This is a genomic window from Sporosarcina sp. P12(2017) (genome assembly GCF_002743035.1).
GTDB lineage: Bacteria > Bacillota > Bacilli > Bacillales_A > Planococcaceae > Sporosarcina > Sporosarcina ureae.
The window spans coordinates 75,573-94,022 of the sequence record NZ_PDYL01000004.1 but is presented as its reverse complement, the minus strand read 5'-3'; the positions used below and the strand labels follow the sequence as shown (position 1 = coordinate 94,022).

The 18,450-nt window shown below is 40.4% G+C and carries 16 protein-coding genes and 5 tRNA genes; 18 read left to right on the top strand and 3 right to left on the bottom strand.

The window, feature by feature from the left end; genetic code table 11:
• Positions 1 to 25 precede the first annotated feature (25 nt).
• The 3 genes from CSV80_RS04395 to CSV80_RS04385 all read left to right on the top strand — a co-directional run bounded on the left by CSV80_RS04395 (position 26) and on the right by CSV80_RS04385 (position 2,442).
• Positions 26 to 328, top strand: coding sequence for a rhodanese-like domain-containing protein (locus CSV80_RS04395; RefSeq protein ID WP_029053235.1), 303 nt, complete (start codon positions 26 to 28; stop codon positions 326 to 328).
• Positions 329 to 593: 265 nt separating this feature from the next.
• Complete coding sequence (locus tag CSV80_RS04390; protein WP_029053234.1) at positions 594 to 1,307, top strand: N-acetylmuramoyl-L-alanine amidase; 714 nt, start codon at positions 594 to 596, stop codon at positions 1,305 to 1,307.
• A 76-nt stretch (positions 1,308 to 1,383) separates the two neighbouring features.
• Positions 1,384 to 2,442: an Mrp/NBP35 family ATP-binding protein gene (locus CSV80_RS04385; RefSeq protein WP_099669916.1), complete on the top strand. Its 1,059-nt coding sequence runs from the start codon at positions 1,384 to 1,386 to the stop codon at positions 2,440 to 2,442.
• 22 nt (positions 2,443 to 2,464) lie between these two features.
• On the opposite strand, the gene gerD is transcribed toward CSV80_RS04385, so the two are convergent.
• Positions 2,465 to 3,052: a spore germination lipoprotein GerD gene (gene gerD / locus CSV80_RS04380; RefSeq protein ID WP_158231860.1), complete on the bottom strand. Its 588-nt coding sequence runs from the start codon at positions 3,050 to 3,052 to the stop codon at positions 2,465 to 2,467.
• Between the two features lie 138 nt (positions 3,053 to 3,190).
• On the opposite strand from gerD, the gene CSV80_RS04375 reads away from it, so the two are divergent.
• Positions 3,191 to 3,880: a KinB-signaling pathway activation protein gene (locus CSV80_RS04375; RefSeq protein ID WP_099669915.1), complete on the top strand. Its 690-nt coding sequence runs from the start codon at positions 3,191 to 3,193 to the stop codon at positions 3,878 to 3,880.
• A 26-nt stretch (positions 3,881 to 3,906) separates the two neighbouring features.
• On the opposite strand, the gene CSV80_RS04370 is transcribed toward CSV80_RS04375, so the two are convergent.
• Entirely contained in the window at positions 3,907 to 4,572 is a 666-nt protein-coding gene (locus tag CSV80_RS04370; RefSeq protein WP_099669914.1) for a polysaccharide deacetylase family protein, read from the bottom strand.
• 173 nt (positions 4,573 to 4,745) lie between these two features.
• On the opposite strand from CSV80_RS04370, the gene CSV80_RS04365 reads away from it, so the two are divergent.
• From CSV80_RS04365 to CSV80_RS04300, 14 genes are all read left to right on the top strand, one after another.
• Positions 4,746 to 4,820: transfer RNA gene (locus tag CSV80_RS04365), tRNA-Asn, on the top strand.
• A gap of 8 nt (positions 4,821 to 4,828) precedes the next feature.
• Positions 4,829 to 4,904 (top strand) — tRNA-Thr (locus CSV80_RS04360).
• Between the two features lie 13 nt (positions 4,905 to 4,917).
• Positions 4,918 to 4,992 (top strand) — tRNA-Glu (locus CSV80_RS04355).
• 52 nt (positions 4,993 to 5,044) lie between these two features.
• Positions 5,045 to 5,129 (top strand) — tRNA-Tyr (locus CSV80_RS04350).
• 40 nt (positions 5,130 to 5,169) lie between these two features.
• Positions 5,170 to 5,244: transfer RNA gene (locus CSV80_RS04345), tRNA-Gln, on the top strand.
• Between the two features lie 201 nt (positions 5,245 to 5,445).
• Positions 5,446 to 7,551 (top strand): sensor domain-containing protein, encoded by a 2,106-nt coding sequence (locus CSV80_RS04340; protein WP_099669913.1) that lies wholly within the window; start codon positions 5,446 to 5,448, stop codon positions 7,549 to 7,551.
• Positions 7,552 to 7,581: 30 nt separating this feature from the next.
• Positions 7,582 to 8,487, top strand: coding sequence for an arginase (gene rocF / locus CSV80_RS04335; protein ID WP_099669912.1), 906 nt, complete (start codon positions 7,582 to 7,584; stop codon positions 8,485 to 8,487).
• A 182-nt stretch (positions 8,488 to 8,669) separates the two neighbouring features.
• Entirely contained in the window at positions 8,670 to 9,233 is a 564-nt protein-coding gene (sigW, locus tag CSV80_RS04330; protein ID WP_029053228.1) for an RNA polymerase sigma factor SigW, read from the top strand.
• Between the two features lie 12 nt (positions 9,234 to 9,245).
• The gene (locus CSV80_RS04325) at positions 9,246 to 9,881 is read left to right on the top strand and encodes an anti-sigma factor family protein (protein ID WP_099669911.1); all 636 of its coding nucleotides are present in this window, start codon (positions 9,246 to 9,248) and stop codon (positions 9,879 to 9,881) included.
• 152 nt (positions 9,882 to 10,033) lie between these two features.
• Positions 10,034 to 10,870 carry a diadenylate cyclase CdaA gene (cdaA, locus tag CSV80_RS04320; RefSeq protein WP_099669910.1) on the top strand — a complete coding sequence of 279 codons (837 nt, stop codon included), beginning with the start codon at positions 10,034 to 10,036 and terminating at the stop codon, positions 10,868 to 10,870.
• Positions 10,863 to 11,843 (top strand): CdaR family protein, encoded by a 981-nt coding sequence (locus CSV80_RS04315; RefSeq protein WP_099669909.1) that lies wholly within the window; start codon positions 10,863 to 10,865, stop codon positions 11,841 to 11,843. The genes cdaA and CSV80_RS04315 overlap by 8 nt, the downstream gene beginning before the upstream one ends.
• Before the next feature lie 52 nt (positions 11,844 to 11,895).
• Positions 11,896 to 13,245, top strand: a complete 1,350-nt coding sequence (gene glmM, locus CSV80_RS04310; protein ID WP_099669908.1) for a phosphoglucosamine mutase — start codon at positions 11,896 to 11,898, stop codon at positions 13,243 to 13,245.
• A 125-nt stretch (positions 13,246 to 13,370) separates the two neighbouring features.
• On the top strand, positions 13,371 to 14,990 hold the full coding sequence (locus CSV80_RS04305; RefSeq protein ID WP_099669907.1) for a diguanylate cyclase: 1,620 nt from the start codon (positions 13,371 to 13,373) through the stop codon (positions 14,988 to 14,990).
• 15 nt (positions 14,991 to 15,005) lie between these two features.
• Positions 15,006 to 15,371, top strand: coding sequence for a response regulator transcription factor (locus tag CSV80_RS04300; protein WP_255407632.1), 366 nt, complete (start codon positions 15,006 to 15,008; stop codon positions 15,369 to 15,371).
• 59 nt (positions 15,372 to 15,430) lie between these two features.
• On the opposite strand, the gene CSV80_RS04295 is transcribed toward CSV80_RS04300, so the two are convergent.
• On the bottom strand, positions 15,431 to 18,259 hold the full coding sequence (locus CSV80_RS04295) for an ATP-binding protein (protein WP_099669905.1): 2,829 nt from the start codon (positions 18,257 to 18,259) through the stop codon (positions 15,431 to 15,433).
• Positions 18,260 to 18,450 lie beyond the last annotated feature (191 nt).

Sequence of the window (18,450 nt, the reverse complement as noted above, 5' to 3'; positions counted from 1 at the left end):
TTAAACACTTTGGAGGATATCATTCATGACTTTAAAAGAATTAACTGCAAAAGAAGTGCAAGAGCAACTAGAAAGCGGTAAAGATCTCAATATCATCGATGTACGTGAAGATGACGAAGTAGCAGAAGGCATCATTCCGGGTGCACAACACATCGCACTTGGCAACCTACCCGTTGTAATGCATGACTTAAATGCTGAAACACCTTACATTCTCGTATGCCGTTCAGGCGGCAGAAGTGGCCGTGCGCAGGAGCTTATGGCAGACGAAGGATTCGATGTAACAAACATGGTGGGCGGCATGTTAGCATGGGAAGGCGAAACAAAATAATAAGCGAAACCAAAGCTGTCGTAAGAAGTGAAAAACTTCTTGCGACAGCTTTTTTATGTATGCGTTCCACCGTAGAGTGTCGCATTTCTACCTAGTTACGTAGTGTGCGTGCACCTTTAGTGCAACGGTGTCTTCACTCTTACAAATCCATAGCATAAGCCCATGGTACACTTCACTATCTTCTACTCTAAACAGCTTCTCATATACTACGTAGACATAACCTCAAAAGTCCAAGCGTATAGTGAAAGAAAAAGGCGGTGTCTGTATGAAAAAGTGGCTTGTAGCAGGGTTGCTAATAATTTTCTCGTTAGGTGGAGTGTTATACGGCGTCAAAGCATCTGATCGTGGCTTCTTTCTGCCCTCAGAACTTGGTGGGGTAAGCATCCTCATTGATCCTGGGCATGGTGGGGAAGATGGGGGTGCTTCAGCAGGTGAACTCATTGAAAAAGATATTACTTTAAACATCTCCCATGAAGTGAGTAAACTATTAAAGAAAAAAGGGGCAACTGTAGAAATGACGAGGGAGAAAAGTGGCGATGCGGTCGCGGAACATGCACCATCCGAGAAGTTTACCTCGTTGAGAAGTAGAAAGTTCGCAGACCTGAAACTACGTGAAAGCATGGCCGTCGATTCGAAGCCCGACATGTTTATCAGCGTACACGTTAACGCAATTCCAGAAGAGCGCTGGAGAGGGGCACAAGTATTTTATCATCCAGGCGGCCATCCAGAGGGTAAGCAACTAGCGACGTCGATCCAAAACGAATTGCGTGATCAGTTGAAAAACACAGAGCGAGAAGCCATGAAAATTACAGGGGTCTACTTATTGAAAAAAGTACCGGTGCCAGCTGTATTGGTAGAAACAGGCTTCCTGTCCAATCCAGAGGAAAGAAAACTATTGGCAAATAAATCATATCAGAAAAAAGTGGCTGCAGCGATTGTGGATGGAATTGTGAAATACCAACTTGCTGAAGAACAATGAAGCATATGACGTTTTAGTGAATAGGGAATATGATATACTGAAAGGGAGTGAATGAATTCAGTAAGGAGTGTTGAATGTGATTAATGAGCAACAAGTCCGTGAACTGATTGGCGCATTGGAAGATCCGTTTTTACATAAAACATTGGCAGAAACGAATGGTGTTGTGGGTGTAACCATTAAACCTGAAAAAGAACACGTCAGTGTTAAAATCGCGATTGCGAAAGTGAATACCGGAGAGCAATTGACGCTACAATCAAAAATAGTTGAAATGTTGAAAGAAGCAGGAGCCGACTCGGTGGGCATTCGATTCGAAGAGCTGCCTAAAGAAGTGTTAGAGCAATTCCGTGGTACAGTTACGGAAGCGGAAACACAAGATATCTTATCCCCTTTATCTAATATCGAGTTTATCTCGATTGCATCTGGTAAAGGCGGTGTAGGAAAATCTACAGTCTCTGTCAACTTAGCAGTAGCTTTAGCTAGACGCGGCAAAAAAGTTGGTTTGATCGATGCAGATATTTATGGATTCAGTGTTCCGGATATGATGGGTATTACAGCTATGCCTGAAGTCCGGGAAGATCGTATCATGCCAGTAGAACGTTTTGGTGTCAAAGTGATCTCAATGGGCTTCTTTGTTGAAGACAACGCACCTGTCGTATGGCGTGGACCTATGCTTGGGAAAGTGTTGGATCAATTCTTCCGCGACGTGGACTGGGGCGAGTTGGATTACTTGTTGCTCGACTTACCACCAGGAACAGGTGACGTAGCACTTGATATTCACCAAATGATTCCAGCATCTAAAGAAATTGTCGTTACTACTCCACACCCAACTGCAGCATTCGTTGCAGCACGTGCAGGGGCGATGGCATTACAGACTGAACATGAATTACTCGGTGTGATTGAAAACATGTCTTGGTTCTCATCGCAAGCAACAGGCGAGAAAGAGTATGTCTTTGGACAAGGCGGCGGTGTTCGTCTTTCTGAAGAACTTCGTACGGAATTATTAGGACAAATTCCTCTCGGCCAACCTGACTGGAACGAAACGGATTTTGCACCTTCCGTCTACGCAGAAGATCATCCGATAGGAAAAATCTATTTAGACGTTGCCGATACAGTAATTAAAAAAACAGAAAAGTAAAATGTAACAGACGAAGAAAGGATTATTTTCCTTCTTCGTCTGTTTTTTCTTCTTTAGCGTCACCCTTTGCGGATTCCTCACCAGCACCTTTTCCTGCCTTCATAATCAGTTCTTGCCACTTTGCTTGCATGAGAGGACTATTGATTGTATCCTCTATGGCCTTCTCCATTTCCTTCTTGAGCGTTGCTGAATTCACGATATTCTCCATTTGCTTCATCATGTCTGGTTGACCAAAAAACTTCTCCAATTCTTTTTGAAAAGAAGCATCTCCCATCAAATCTTTCATAATATCCGCTTGTTGCTTTTTCATGCTTTTTGCGATGGATTCAGTGAATTTAGGATCTTCAAAAGTTGTTTTCCAAAAAAGTTCTCCTTCTTTAGAAAGTAATACATTCTCAATGCTCTGCTTGACTTCGGGCTGTTCAAGTACTAATAACTCCCTGAACTCAGGATCAGTCATCAATTTACGGAGTGCTTTTTTTCCGTCTTCCGTTTGGATTGCATCCGTCATCATCTTTTTCATCTCATCATAGCTTGGCGCCGCCTGATGACCTCCGCTGCAACCCGTAAGGAATAGAAGGAATAGAAATAGAACTGCAAATTTTTTCATTCCACTCAACCTTCCACTTGTATTTTCATTTATTGTTCACAATATAAGAAGGAATATGCATGAATCGTTCAATGAAATAGATTTTTTTGTCGATCGTTGATACACTAGGATGGACATGATAAAAAGGGGAACAGTACTGTGACAATACGAAATTGGGTTAAATTTTTCTTACGCGCAATGGCAATTGGCGGAGCAATTACAGCGGTTGTCGGTCTAATTGTACGTTGGGACTTTTTCTATGGATACTTACAGGCAGGCGAGATATGGCAATTTCTTGGTGCTTTTTTATGGATGATTTTCTTAGGATTTACAATGAGTGTGATTGCGCAGATGGGCTTCTTCGCCTACTTAACCGTCCATCAGTTCGGCGTGAATATGTTCCGTACGCTAACATTATGGAATTGGGTGCAAATGCTGATCATAGTAGTAGTACTGTTTGATTTAGTCTTTTTCCGTTTTCAATTAACGAAAGAAGATACAAGTCGTACATTTTTGTATATTTTCTTACTCATCACGTTAATTGCAGTATCAGTAGTGACAGCGTACTTTAAAGCACAGTGGACAAAAAAACATGCATTAATTTCAGCATTATTCTTCATGATTGTGATCACGACGCTTGAATGGTTACCGGCACTAATGGTTACTTCAGGTAACAAAGATGAATGGGTAACTATTCTTTTATTTCCGCTTCTCGCAGTGAATGCGTATCAGTTATTAATATTGCCTAAATACAACAAACAATCCGATGTTGATAAAGAAAAGCTAGATCAACGCAGAACGGAAAGAAAAAATGCGAAGAAACAAGCGGGTAAATCCCCAAAAAACTGACAGGAGATTTTTCTCCCGTCAGTTTTTTATTGTGGAATTTTTTTTGTTTTTACAGTTGACCGAAATAACAAGTCCTCTACGGATTGAAAAGTACGGCTGGCAATTAATCGCTGAATCTCAGCTGTAGCTACGTGTTCGTTACGGGCATATGGAACGGCAATAATTTCGCCCTTAGAAGCTTTCGGTAATGCGCCGCCAGACCACTGGACAGTAGATCCAAGGGCGTTGATTTCTGCTTCGCTTAATTCTTGCAGCAGCGCTAAGGGGAATTCTTCATCTGTCGTACGGAACCAAAGAGGTCGCTTGCTAAACAATTCTTCAAACGTTTGAAGTTGCTCGCTCAACAGGTTTGGATCGTTTTCATACTGTTGACCCTCTGTACCGAGTAATGCGACAGGTAGAGAACGCTGTTTAATTTGCTCTGTAATATGAGGGAAGCGTGAAGCCCAGTCACTATCGATAAATAATAAAGGATAGGGCTGCGACAATTTTTCAAGAAGTTCCTCCACTTCTTTATCACCGAATGAAATATTGATGGTCAATGCCGAACCTTGTGTACCTTTCACTATCACTGCAGGTTGTTCAGTCAATCGGAAAACCGCCTTCAAGGTAGAAGAAGGCTTGGCCAATTGAGGGATAAAAGCTAAGAATAGTGCAGTCAATACAAGAAGGAAGAGAAGTTTTTTTATCATGCCAATCTCCTTAACTATGTGAAGTCTAAACTATTGTATGAAAAACCCTTGACGTATATGACTAAGCCCACTATAATTAAAAAAGCTTGAGTGATTTAAAAGTATTTGTTGCAGAGAGTTAGCAAGCATGCTATAATGGTTTTTGTCGTCAAACGTACTACATATAATATTATTCCGCAGTAGCTCAGTGGTAGAGCAATCGGCTGTTAACCGATCGGTCGTAAGTTCGAGTCTTACCTGCGGAGCCATTTTTTATGCTTCCATAGCTCAGCAGGTAGAGTGCTTCCATGGTAAGGAAGAAGTCGCCGGTTCGAGTCCGGCTGGAAGCTCCATGAACACTTTTATGGCCCCTTGGTCAAGCGGTTAAGACACCGCCCTTTCACGGCGGTATCACGGGTTCGAATCCCGTAGGGGTCACCATTTAAAGTTTTGAAGAAAAACAGCAATGCGAAGCTTATCGCAATTTTAACACGGTGGGGTAGCGAAGTGGCTAAACGCGGCGGACTGTAAATCCGCTCCCTCCGGGTTCGGCGGTTCGAATCCGTCCCCCACCACCATGTTTGTTTTACCTTTAGAAAAGAATAACCAGCTATTCGTTGGGGTATAGCCAAGCGGTAAGGCAACGGACTTTGACTCCGTCACTCGTTGGTTCGAATCCAGCTACCCCAGCCATTTTACTAACGTACGTACAATTCTATATTTAAAATATCCAAACCCTTTATTTTTTAAAAATAAAGGGTTTTTTTGTTGGATAAAATACTTAAACATATAGAACAATTTGAATAATCATGTATAATAATCTGTAACACATATAGGTATTTAATCTTGTATGCATGACGAAAAATAACCAGATATAGGGATTGTGATATAGCTATGCAAGAATTTCTAAACGGCATGAATGCACTTGTTGAGTCTAGTAGTGAAAAAGAATTGCAAAAGGTTCTTAGTGATATTGCCTATACATTAGAACAGGCAGCTATCGTCGCAATCACCGACTCAAAAGGAACGATTCAATATGCCAACGAACACTTCGAAAAAATTTCAAAATACTCAAGAGAAGAATTAATTGGTGCTAATCAACGCATTGTCAACTCGGGTCATCATGATGCAGCATTCTTTAAAGAGATGTGGGCAACGATTGGGGCGGGCAAGACTTGGCGTGGCGATATATGTAATCGTGCCAAGGATGGAACAACTTACTGGGTAGACACAACGATCGTCGCATTTTTAAATCATAAAGGAAAACCCTATCAATATATCGCAATTCGCTATGACATTTCCGAGAGAAAGAAAATGGAACTAGAAATCCGAAAAAATGCAGATCTATACGAAATTATTACAGATAATGCATCTGACTATATTGCCGTCATTGATCGGCACGGGAAATTCTACTATGTTTCACCATCCTTTCAGAAGCTTCTTGGGCATTCAGTGGACGAACTACTTTCCAATTCATTCTATTCATATATTTATAAGCAAAACCGCCAAAAGGTAGAAAAGAAAATTTTGCAATTTGGGAGATATCAGTACCAAGCACTCAATTTGGAGTATCCTTTTCTAGATAGTAAAAATAGATTGCACTTCATGGAGGCAAAGATTGATAAAGTGAGGGAATCAGTTGAATATGAAGACAAACTATTAGTCGTCATGCGTGATGTCACAGAACGTGTGAAATCAGACGAGAAAATCAAATACCTTGTCTACAATGACCAATTGACTTCCTTAATGAATCGTAATTCATTTAGGGAACAGATGGCGCTAGCATTTGAAAGAGCACGTACCCGCAAGCAAATATTTGCTCTCGTTCATATGAATATTGATCGACTACGCTATGCAAATGATTTACTTGGGCATGAAGCAGGAGACTATTTATTGGCGATGGTCGGAGAAAGGCTGAAAGAGAGAACAGGTCCTGAAAGCCTGTTAGCGCGTATTGCGGGAGATGAATTTGCCTTCATCATACATGGATTGCTAGACGCAGAAGAGTTTTATAATCATGCGGAAGATATTCGTACTTTCTTAGAAAAGCCTATCCAAGTTGGAAAACAAACCTACACATTGTCTATAAGTTGTGGTGTTTCTATGTATCCTGAACACGCCGATCACCCTTCTGATTTGATCACTAAAGCCACATTGGCGTTAAGTAAGGTCAAGTTACGTGGTGGCGGGGATACTGTACTGTACAAGCCCGGTACTTCAAAGATGTCGTTAGAGCGAATTTTGTTGGAAAATGAATTACGTAAAAGTGTGCAACAACAACACTTTTATCTTGAGTATCAGCCGAAAGTGTTATTGGATACTGGCGAATTGACAGGCGTAGAAGCGCTTGTACGTTGGAATCATCCAGATTTAGGAGTGATTCCTCCTAGTAAATTCATTCCGCTAGCCGAGGAAACGAAAATTATCGTACCGCTAGGTGAATGGATTTTACGTGAAGTGTGTAAGCGCGCAGAGATAGAGGTGGCGGCTGGTGAAACCTGCCGATTCGCTGTAAATGTCTCCACAGTCCAAATGAAAGAAGAGGGCTTTGTTGACACTGTCTTGAATATTATTAAGGAATACCATGTACCACCTGAGATGCTAGAGTTGGAACTGACGGAAAGTTCATTTATCGATACGGAAGGTATGAAAGAATCCATTCAAAGACTTCGAAGTGAAGGTATTACTGTTGCGATTGACGACTTCGGGACCGGTTATAGTACGTTTAGTTATATTAAAGAACTCCCAGCCGATACGTTGAAAATTGATATGGCATTTGTGAGGGATGTATTGGAAAATGAGAACAGTCAAGCTATTATCAAAGCGATTGTAACTCTTGCTGATACCGCAGGGTTAAACGTAGTGGCTGAAGGAATAGAATTACCAGAGCAGGCAAAAATGCTCTACAACTTAGGGTGTCGCGAAGGTCAGGGCTATTATTACGGTCGACCCATGTCACTAGAAAACGCGAAAGAGATAAGAGAATACGGTTCTACTTAAAAATATAAATATCAGGTGGGAGGATTAGTTATGCGCGAACTAGATATTTCTTTAATCGGAGTGCCCGTAGATCTTGGCCAGAGCCGACGTGGAGTGGATATGGGGCCGAGTGCAATTCGATATGCAGGAGCGGTAGAGCGTCTACAAGCTTTGGGTCATCACGTCACAGACGGAGGGAATATTTCTGTTTCTCCTGTTCACGATTTATCGTGTAATGAAGCGGGATTGAAGAACTTAACAGAGGTGACAGAAGCGGCCGAAGAGCTTGCTGCGACAGTTTCGGCTATTGTAAAGAACAAGAAGTTTCCATTAGTGCTTGGCGGAGACCATAGTATTGCAATAGGCACACTTGCAGGGTTGGCGGAACACTATACAAATCTTGGTGTGATTTGGTACGATGCGCATGCAGATATGAATACAAGCGAAACCTCTCCGTCAGGAAATATCCACGGTATGCCACTCGCGGTCAGCATGGGGTTGGGACATGAGCAACTAGTGAATGTGCATAATAAAGGAGCGAAAATCAATCCTGAAAACGTGGTAATCATCGGAGCGCGCTCAGTGGATCCTGGTGAACGACAATTAATTAAAGAAAAAGGCGTAAAAGTGTTTACTATGCATGAAATTGATTGTTATGGTATGTCAGCAGTGATACAGCAAACACTTAAATATTTTGCTTCAAGACAAGTAGATGGTGTTCATTTGTCATTAGACTTGGACGGTTTGGATCCGTTGTATACCCCAGGAGTTGGAACGCCGGTGCCAGGTGGGATCACCTACCGTGAAAGTCATCTGGCGATGGAATTGCTAGAAGATGCAAATGTCATTACATCCGCGGAGTTCGTTGAGGTAAACCCTATACTGGATGAGTACAATAAGACAGCTGATGTGGCAGTTGGACTGATGGGTTCGTTATTTGGTGAAAAGCTAATATAATTTGTGGAAGTGATTAAAGCCTGCGGGTTTTGATCACTTTTTTCTATTAAGGAAATTACTACCACAGATAGCTGAAATAATGATAAAGTAGAGATGGACATAATAAATAAAAAAAGTGAAACTAAATGAAGTTTCTAACGTATATAAAGGGACAGCCGCATAGGAGCGGAGAGTGAAGCCTATTGGACGAATTAATTAACAAACGAGTAAAAGAAGTTTTACATGGTAATCAGGAAGCTTTTGAGGAAATCGTCATCCATTTTCAGCACCGTCTATATCAAGTATGTTACCGAATGTTGAACAATGCAGCAGAGGCGGAAGATATTGCACAAGAAGCCTTTGTGCGAGCCTATGTAAACTTGGAAACCTATGATCAAAAGCGAAAATTTTCTACTTGGTTGTACCGTATTGCGACCAATTTATGTATTGACCGCATTCGTAAGAAAAAACCTGATTACTACTTGGATGCTACGGTGCCAGGAACGGAAGGCTTGGATATGTATTCGCAAATCGCAACGGATCATCAGTTACCGGAAGAAGAAGTAGAGAAGATGGAAATGAAAGATCGTGTTCAATACGAAGTAAACAGGCTGCCCGATAAATACCGTACGATTATTATTTTGCGATATATGGAAGACCTACAGTTGCAGGAAATCGCCGACATTTTGGAGATGCCACTTGGTACGGTAAAAACACGAGTGCATCGAGGAAGAGAAGCGCTTCGACAACAAATGGGTAGTATGTAGGAGGTTGGATTCATGGAAAAATGTCCTAAACATGTTGTCCATTATATGCATGCGTTTTTAGATGGTGAAATCACCAATGAAGAAGAGCAGATTATGAACGACCATTTGAAGTTATGTGAAGAGTGTAGAGTAATATTTGAGGAACTAGAGCAAACTGTTACTTTATTTAAGGGTGTCGATGTAGTGGAAGCGCCTGCTGGATTTGTTGATGGCGTGACGGCAAGATTGCCGAAACAGATGATCAAGAAAGGTCCGAATAAGTGGTTTCGTCAGCATCCATTTATGGTGGCGGCTGCGATGTTTTTACTACTGATGAGTGCATCTTTTTTCTCGAGTTTTGAAAATGAACAGCAGTTTTCATTTACAAAACAGCCTAATTTAGTTGTTGAAGGGGAAACGGTGGTTGTACCGGCAGGCGAAACGGTTGTAGGAGACCTAGTCGTGAAGAATGGGGACCTTCGAATTGAAGGGGAAGTGGATGGCAATGTCACAGTCATTAAAGGTTCCAAGTATATGGCTTCAACGGCGGTTATAACGGGATCAAGTGAAGAAATCAATGAGATCTTTGATTGGCTGTGGTATAAGATGAAATCTGTTGCAAAAGATATTATTCCTGCGTCGAAGCAACAAAAGCTTGAAAATGAATGACGAAATAGATTGTAAAGTGATGCGGCTTCCGAGCTTACGCATCACTTTTTTGATTTACATTCAGATGCTCACTACCTTTTAGTTGGGCATGTTAGTTGGGAATTATGTTATACTAGATGCATAAGAACTTTTTTAAAAGGTAGGGGAAGCACATGCCGGGTTTGGAGCAAGTAACAACATTAGCACCAATAGAAATACTGAAAAATATTGTGGATGTGCTTCTTGTTTGGTTCGTATTCTATAAATTAATTACTATTATTAAAGGAACAAAAGCTGTTCAATTATTGAAAGGTATTTTTGTGATTTTAATCGGTCGCTATATTACGGAATGGCTCGGCTTGAAGACCCTCCAATGGATGATGGAGGAAGTACTTCGATTCGGTTTTTTGGCTGCAATCATCATATTCCAACCTGAATTACGTAGAGCATTGGAGCAACTAGGACGGGGGAGGCTCTTTGCGCGGACTGCTATGCAGGAGGAAGAAGAACGTGACCGCTTGATTGAGGCATTCGTCAAATCCGTTAGCTATATGGCGAAGCGACGAATTGGTGCGTTAATCACAATTGAGAAAGAAACAGGTCTTAGTGAATATATCGAAACAGGTACCCCTATGAATTCACATATTACTTCCGAACTTCTTATCAATATTTTCATTCCAAACACACCACTGCATGACGGTGCAGTCATAGTGACGAAAAATCGTATTGCTGCTGCGGGTTGTTATTTACCTTTGTCGGAAAGTGCATTTATTTCCAAAGAGCTCGGTACACGACATCGTGCTGCGCTTGGTATCAGTGAGGTCACTGATTCGGTAACCATCATTGTTTCAGAAGAAACCGGTGCCATCAGTCTAGCTGTAGAAGGGGAAATCAATCGTAAATTAGATATCGAGGAGTTCGAAAAACTATTACGTATTTCCTGGTTCGGTAACACAACAGGACAAACAGATACTTCTCTATGGAAGTGGGGGAAGAGAAAAAATGGATAAATTCATGGATAGCCCCTGGTTTTTACGACTGACTGCTCTTTTTTTAGCCATTATGCTGTTTTTATCAGTAAAAGCTGAGGATCAATCTAGTCGTAATACAATAGGTGATATGTTTGATCTCATGCAAGATGTACCTGTGGAAGTATATTACGATACGGAGAATTTGGTAGTAACCGGAGTACCTGACATGGTCAATATGACAATTGAAGGGCCGGCCCAAATTGTACAGACTACTAAATTGTTAAAAGATTTCACATTGAAATTGGATTTGCAAAATTTGACACTCGGTGAACATAACGTACGTATACAAGCAGAAAATTTATCAGATAAACTGGATGTTCGACTTGACCCTGCAACAGTGACTATTAACATTGAGGAAAAGGTAACTCAATCATTTCGTGTCGATCCAGAGATGAATACTAGATTGCTAGCAGAAGGCTATGAAGTGAAAAGCATGGGAGTCCAACCCTCCTCGATTAATGTTACAGGTGCGAAAAGTGTTGTGGATGCAATTAGTTTCGTAAAAGTTTCTATTACAAGTGACGGTAGCCTAGATAAACCTTTTGAGCAAAAATCTCGTGTTCGCGTATTGGATCGCGACTTGAATAAGCTCTCCGTTGCATTGGATCCGGAAGAGGTCACGGTCAAAGTGGATGTTCAGGAATATAGTCGTGAAATTCCGTTAAAGTTGCAACAAAAGGGCCAATCACCGACTGGAATAACTATTGAAAGTGCTGTACCCGAGAATCAATCAGTCCGCATTCACGGTCCAAAGAGTACAGTGGATGCAATCAAAGAAATTCCAGTAGAACTGGATATTACTAAAATAACTAAATCTGGTAAAGTGGAAGTAGATGTAAAGAAACCTGAAGGAATTACTAAAGTGACACCTGCCAAATTAAAAGTTCAGGTGAAAGTTTCAGGTGAAACTTCTAACGTATCGAAAAAGACGGATGATAGTAAAGAATCGTAAAGCTCGTACCAAACGTGATCTACTAAGATCAGATCGAAAGGAAGAATACAACATGACACAGTATTTTGGAACAGATGGCGTCAGAGGTGTAGCGAACAAGGAACTTACACCTGAACTGGCATTTAAATTAGGCAGAATCGGTGGATATTTATTCACTAAAGATACAGAAGAAAAAGCGGAAGTGCTAGTGGGAAGAGATACACGGATTTCTGGTTTAATGCTTGAAAATGCCTTAATTGCAGGCCTATTATCTGTTGGTGTGGAAGTTATGAAGTTAGGCGTAATTAGTACACCAGGCGTAGCCTATTTAACACGTGTCATGAACGCGCAAGCAGGCGTTATGATTTCAGCATCACATAATCCGGTTGAGGATAATGGAATTAAGTTCTTCGGAGATACCGGCTTTAAATTAACTGATGCACAAGAAGAGGAATTCGAAAAATTATTAAATGCAGAAGAAGATACATTACCTCGTCCGGTAGGTGGAAGTGTTGGAACCATTACGGAATACTTCGAAGGCGGTCAAAAATATATTCAATACCTGAAACAAATTGTCGATGAGGACTTCGAAAATATCCATGTAGCGCTCGATTGCGCACATGGAGCGACTTCAGTCTTGGCAACCCATGTATTTGCAGACTTGGATGCAGACTTGACTACAATGGGTGCTTCTCCAAACGGCTTGAATATCAATGATGGCGTCGGATCTACACATCCTGAAACACTTGCAGCACTTGTAGTAGAAAAGAGTGCAGATATCGGTCTAGCATTTGATGGTGATGGCGATCGTCTTATCGCAGTTGATGAAAAAGGAAATATTGTCGACGGTGACCAAATTATGTTCATCGTAGCTCGATATTTACATAGCAAAGGCAGATTAAAATCAGACACTATTGTCTCTACTGTGATGAGTAATCTGGGCTTCTATAAAGCGCTAGAGGAATTTGGCATGAAGAGTGTTCAAACAGCTGTAGGTGATCGGTACGTTGTAGAAGAGATGCGTAAGAATCATTATAATCTTGGTGGTGAGCAATCAGGCCACATTATCTTCATGGATTACAATACAACGGGTGATGGCTTACTGACGGCATTGCAACTTGTTAATATCATGCAGCAAACTGGAAAAAAATTATCGGAATTGGCTAGTGAAATGAAAGTGTATCCACAGAAACTAATTAATATTCGGGTAATGGATAAATATGCGGTCATGGATAATATGCGTATTGTCGGAGTTATTAACGAGGTGGAGAAAGAAATGAACGGTCAGGGAAGAGTACTAGTGCGTCCTTCGGGTACGGAGCCTCTTGTCCGCGTAATGGTCGAATCTGAAACAGAAGCACAGTGTGCAGACTATGCAGAACGGATTTCACAAGTAGTAAAAGAAGAAATGGGTCTAGAGTAAATATGCGTTTGAGCTGGTAATAGGAAACTCTATATTACCAGCTCTTTTTTTATAGAAGTAGAATACCGGGGAATCAGAAGTACAGGCCGAGCTGGGAATGCTTTCGCTGAACGGAGAGGAAAACAGTGAGTCAAAAAAAATATCAAAATATGCTCGCACAACGAACAGAGAATATCTTTGAAGAGTGGAAAGCGCGTGGTAGTTTAACGGAAAGAGAGTTATATTATTTTCTTCATAAATTGAAGGGAACGTCCGGGACAATTGGATTACAACAGTTGTCTCTCTTTTGCACGTCACAGTTAGAGATTCTGACGTCTTCCAACGATCAGAAAATACCCGTTTCTTCATTAGAAAATTTGAAGAATCGTATTCGTTCGCATTTTGATGATACCGTTGCTGTGAAAAAAGAAGAATTTCAATTGCCTGATCGCTACGTCAATCGTCTTGATCAGGAAACGTTCATTCTAATTATTGATCAAGACTTAGAGTTCGTATCCTATTTAAAAGAGCTGCTTGAGAAGCTTGGAGCTCAAGTAATTATTTCATTGAATGGGAAGCGTGGAATTGAACAGTTTTACTCTATGAGACCAAGTATTGTGATCATTGATGCAAAGTTGCCTGATATGACAGGCTTTGAAGTGTTGGATCAAATCGCAGAACCCGCGCGACAAAAAAATACGACTTTAGCCATCTCGAGTGAAGAAGTAACAAAAGAAATTCTAATTGAAACGTATCGTAGAGGCGCTATGGATTTGATACCTAAACCATTTGATATGGATGTCTTTTTCCCTTATTTGTTCAATCGGCAAATGCGTCAGCATGCGGTCAGTAGCAGTATGATTACAGATAGTTTGACGGGTGTTGGAAATCGACGCTACTTCGATGAGACGATTAATACATTGGCCAAAAAAGCCGATCAATCTGAAGCGGTTTTTTCGCTGGTCATAATAGACTTGGATCACTTTAAACAAGTAAATGATCTGTATGGACATCCTGCAGGCGATGAAGTATTGCAGAGTTTTGGCAAAATCATTAAAGAAGAAAAGCGCGAAGGTGATTACGTATTCCGTTATGGCGGGGAAGAGTTTGCTTTATTATTTGATAACATCAAAGCAGAAGATACTGTGCATGCTGTTGAGCGAATTCGAGAAAAATTCAATGATGCAATATTCACTTCAGGTGAAGCGACGTTCCAGGTGACCTTCTCAGCAGGCAGTGCAACATATGAAGGGAATACTGCCAACTTGATATCTGCTGCTGATCAAGCTCTGTATGAAGCAAAGCGTTCAGGGCGAAATCAAACTGTGATTTACGACCAGAGAAAAAGAGTAGTAAAGCGAAAATTGATCGTCATTATCGTTGACGACGACTCATTCATAAGGCAAATCCTTCAGCAAACGTTGCTGGAATTAAAATCTTCGGATATTGATATTACAGTGAAGACATATGCTGACGGCCCTTCGTTTCTAGAAGATGATTGGTATAGTCCAGATGCTTATTTTATCGTATTACTTGATGGTGTCATGCCGAAAATGGACGGTCTTGAAGTATTAAGTCGATTAAAGAGTGACCATGCGAAAACAAACGTCACGGTATCCATGATGACAGCTAGAAAAAGTGCGAATGATATTAAGGCGGCACTCTGGCTTGGAGCAGACGACTATATTATTAAGCCATTCCAACCGTCAGAAGTCCTCGGAAGAATCGATAAATTAGCTAACCGGTTATTTGATAAAAGAGATTAGAAGGAGATGCCCACTTTGACACATGTAGGAAAAAAAGTGTTAGTTGTAGATGATGAAGATATTTTGCGCATGTTGCTCACAGACACTTTGGAATTTGAAGGATTTCAAGTGGAAGAAGCTGAAGACGGGGTAGAAGCATTGGAAAAAATTCAAAGCGACCCATATGACGCCATTCTATTAGACTATATGATGCCACGTATGACCGGTTTGGAATTATTAGAGCATCTACAACCGCTAAAACTAACAACACCTATCATTATGCTCACTGCGAAAGCGCAGCAAGCAGATCAGGATCTTGCTTTAGCTAAAGGGGCTTCTTATTTCGTACCCAAACCATTTAGTCCAAATGAACTGGCTGAATTAGTTAAATCATTATTTTAATTACTGTGCATATCTATAAAAAACAGAACGTCCTCTCCATAATGGAAAGGACGTTCTATTTAGTCGTTCTCTGGATATAAAATCAGTCCATCCGACCGTTCTATAGTCTCCATGATAATGGTTGATAAGTCGCTGAGAGGGTAAGGTTTCGTCAAAAATTCACTGACATGAAACTTTTCCATTAGTAACGGTTCTTTTTCCAATGAAGAGGATATAACAATAGGAATTGATTCAGTTTGAGTGTGATCTTTCATTTGGTTAATCAGATCCCAACCATTTTCACCTTCGTCTAACATTAGATCAACGACGACTGCGGTAGGTAGCCTTTTTTCTATACAGGCAAATGCTTTGTTCACCTTGGAATGATGAATGACTGAAAAACCATTGCTTGCTAGCTCTTCACCAAGTAATAAAGAAATATTCACATCATCTTCTACTATCACGACCAAAGGTTTATCAAAGTCAATATTTTCTGTTGGTAATTGCTGTTTTAAAGGAAGAGCAAAGAAAATAGTCGTCCCTACATTTTCTTCAGAATCCACCCAAATCTGTCCATTATGATCTTGAATAATCTCTTTACAAATAGATAGACCGAGACCTGTACCACCAATTTTTCTACTGTAACTATTATCGAATCTATAGAATTTTTCAAATAGATGTCCGATAGTATCTGAAGGAATTCCAATGCCTTCATCCGCTATGGAAACGGTAACTGCATCCTGTTGATTTAACAGAGTGATATTCACGCTTCCGCCCTCAGGAGAAAACTTAATGGCATTTCCGATTAAATTCATGAATACTTGCAAAATACGATCATAGTCGGCTCTGATTATAGATGAATAAGTCAGATCTTGCACGTTTATCGTATGGCGAGGTGATTGAATCAGTAAATTAGCCACAGCTTTTTCAGCCACTTCACTGATCGATATATCGTCTACGGTGTACGATTGACGCCCAGATTCCATCCGCTGAAGATCTAAGAAGTCATTGATGAGCGCAGTTAGTCGGTTTGCTTCGCTATGAATAGTCTCAAGATAACGTTTCTTGCGTGTATCATCCATATCTTTATTTAGTAAAAGCTCAGAGAATCCGACGATACTCGATAAAGGTGTTCGTAATTCGTGACTGACAGTCGAAACCAATTCTGTTTTCATTTTATTGACTTCGTGCTCATGAGTTATATCACGGTGTACGAAAATCGTACCGACTCTTTCATCTTGAATAATAATAGGGACACTATACACATTCATGACTCGAGATTCGTTAGAAGGTAATGAAAGTATATATTGGTTATTAATGAACTCCGTAGCTTCGGATTGGTTTGCCTCATCAAGAAATACTTTGTATTGAACCGGGTCATCGATTTGCTTTAGAAAAACCTCCGTCCACTCTTCTCGAGACCATATCTTGTGTTCAGTTTCAGGTTTCATGCCAAGTAAATCGAATAAGGCTGCATTATACTTATCATTCTCATCTCTATTTGAGACGAAACGAATGCCTTCATTGATACTATCCAGGATGTTTTGATTCAACTGACGTTCATGACTAATGAGCTCGTATTGCTCAATTCGGTCCACCGCAATGGCAATTCGCTTAAGCAAACCATATAAATCTTTTTGGTCGTCTTCCGTAAATGACCTGCCGATACGCGAGAGGACGGAAACGACGCTTAATTCGTTTGCGACATTATAGACACCTGTCACAAAATCATAGACATATGTAATATTGTCGGCTATGCCTTTTTCATATTCCGCTTCTCGTTTAATAATGAAATAGGACTCTGTTTCAAGTCTGGTTTTTATATATTCCAACCGTTCTCGTTTAATTTCATCAAAAAACTCTTGTGAAATTCCCTTTAATGTATGAATTCCGCTTCTAGGAAGCCAAAGAAAACCCAAGTCGGATTGATAGATTTGATTTAAATAGTCAGAAGTTTGGTCGCATACTTCTTGCTTATCCAGTGAGAATGATAAGATATGACTCAAACCATTGTAACGTTCCAAACGAACACGTGAAAATCGAGCTTCCGATAAAGCGAATTCCATCTTAGTTTGGCGACTGAATAATTCATCTTGCTGTGTAATTAATTCTTCATTTTGGGAGAGGAGCTCCTGCTCATTCATTTGAATGCGTTCCATCATTTTATGAATGGATTGCGAAAGTGCACCGATTTCATTCTTCGTCTGAATAGGTTGGAATAGCACTGTACCTTCTGTTTCATACCGATCTGCCGCACGCGTAATATCTTCTATTGGCTTAACCACACGGTGAATAACGTTCCAAACCATATAGATTGGAATAAGCAAGAAGATAAAGCCAAATATGGTGATAATCAAAAAGAAAGTTTTAGTTTGTTGCATCGTTTGATCATATGCATTTCTTTGCTTATCCTTTGAAGAATTTTCGTATTCACTGGCATATTTAATGAAGCTATTAACGGTTAGGTTGGTACCACTATTTGCTAAGTTCCGTAAGCCGTCATAATCATTTTCTTCAACAAATTGAATGGCTTTTGGGAGGGTGACATTTTCGTATTCCGTTAAGAAGTTATCGATTTCGGCAATGATTTGTTGTTCTTCTGCATTTAAATGAAACGATTTAAATTCCTTGGAATGAGAATGAATGTCTTCGATTGCTTGATAAGCATAGTTTAGTTCTTCCTCTATTTGAAAAGCATAGTAACCACGGATCCGAAAGAATAGATCTTGGATTGAATCGGATATATCTTCCACTAGTTTTGACTTTGTATAAGAGTCTTGCTGTTGATCTTCTAGTTCATCCCATGAGTTACTAGCATAGAAATACATACTAGCCATTCCGACAATCGTGATGACTATTGAAACGATAAATACTTTTATGTATTGTTGGCGAATTCCTATTTTCTGCACGATCCGATTGCCCCTTCCACTATCTCATCTACTTCTATTCTACCATTTGCTCCGACTCTATACGTATAGAATTTTCAGTTAAGAAATTATATCTTTAGGGTAGGATTGGACGAAATTATTACGTGTGAATACTAGCCAAAATAAATGGCGTTTCAAGTGAAGATCATAGCAATCAGTGGACAAAGAAAAAG

Coding starts and splice junctions, on each gene's coding strand:
- cdaA (WP_099669910.1), top strand. CDS start 10,034: ATGCCGGGTTTGGAGCAAGTAACAACATTAGCACCAATAGAAATACTG.
- CSV80_RS04370 (WP_099669914.1), bottom strand. CDS start 4,572: ATGATAAAAAAACTTCTCTTCCTTCTTGTATTGACTGCACTATTCTTA.
- glmM (WP_099669908.1), top strand. CDS start 11,896: ATGACACAGTATTTTGGAACAGATGGCGTCAGAGGTGTAGCGAACAAG.
- CSV80_RS04315 (WP_099669909.1), top strand. CDS start 10,863: ATGGATAAATTCATGGATAGCCCCTGGTTTTTACGACTGACTGCTCTT.
- CSV80_RS04390 (WP_029053234.1), top strand. CDS start 594: ATGAAAAAGTGGCTTGTAGCAGGGTTGCTAATAATTTTCTCGTTAGGT.
- CSV80_RS04340 (WP_099669913.1), top strand. CDS start 5,446: ATGCAAGAATTTCTAAACGGCATGAATGCACTTGTTGAGTCTAGTAGT.
- rocF (WP_099669912.1), top strand. CDS start 7,582: ATGCGCGAACTAGATATTTCTTTAATCGGAGTGCCCGTAGATCTTGGC.
- CSV80_RS04395 (WP_029053235.1), top strand. CDS start 26: ATGACTTTAAAAGAATTAACTGCAAAAGAAGTGCAAGAGCAACTAGAA.
- gerD (WP_158231860.1), bottom strand. CDS start 3,052: ATGAAAAAATTTGCAGTTCTATTTCTATTCCTTCTATTCCTTACGGGT.
- CSV80_RS04325 (WP_099669911.1), top strand. CDS start 9,246: ATGGAAAAATGTCCTAAACATGTTGTCCATTATATGCATGCGTTTTTA.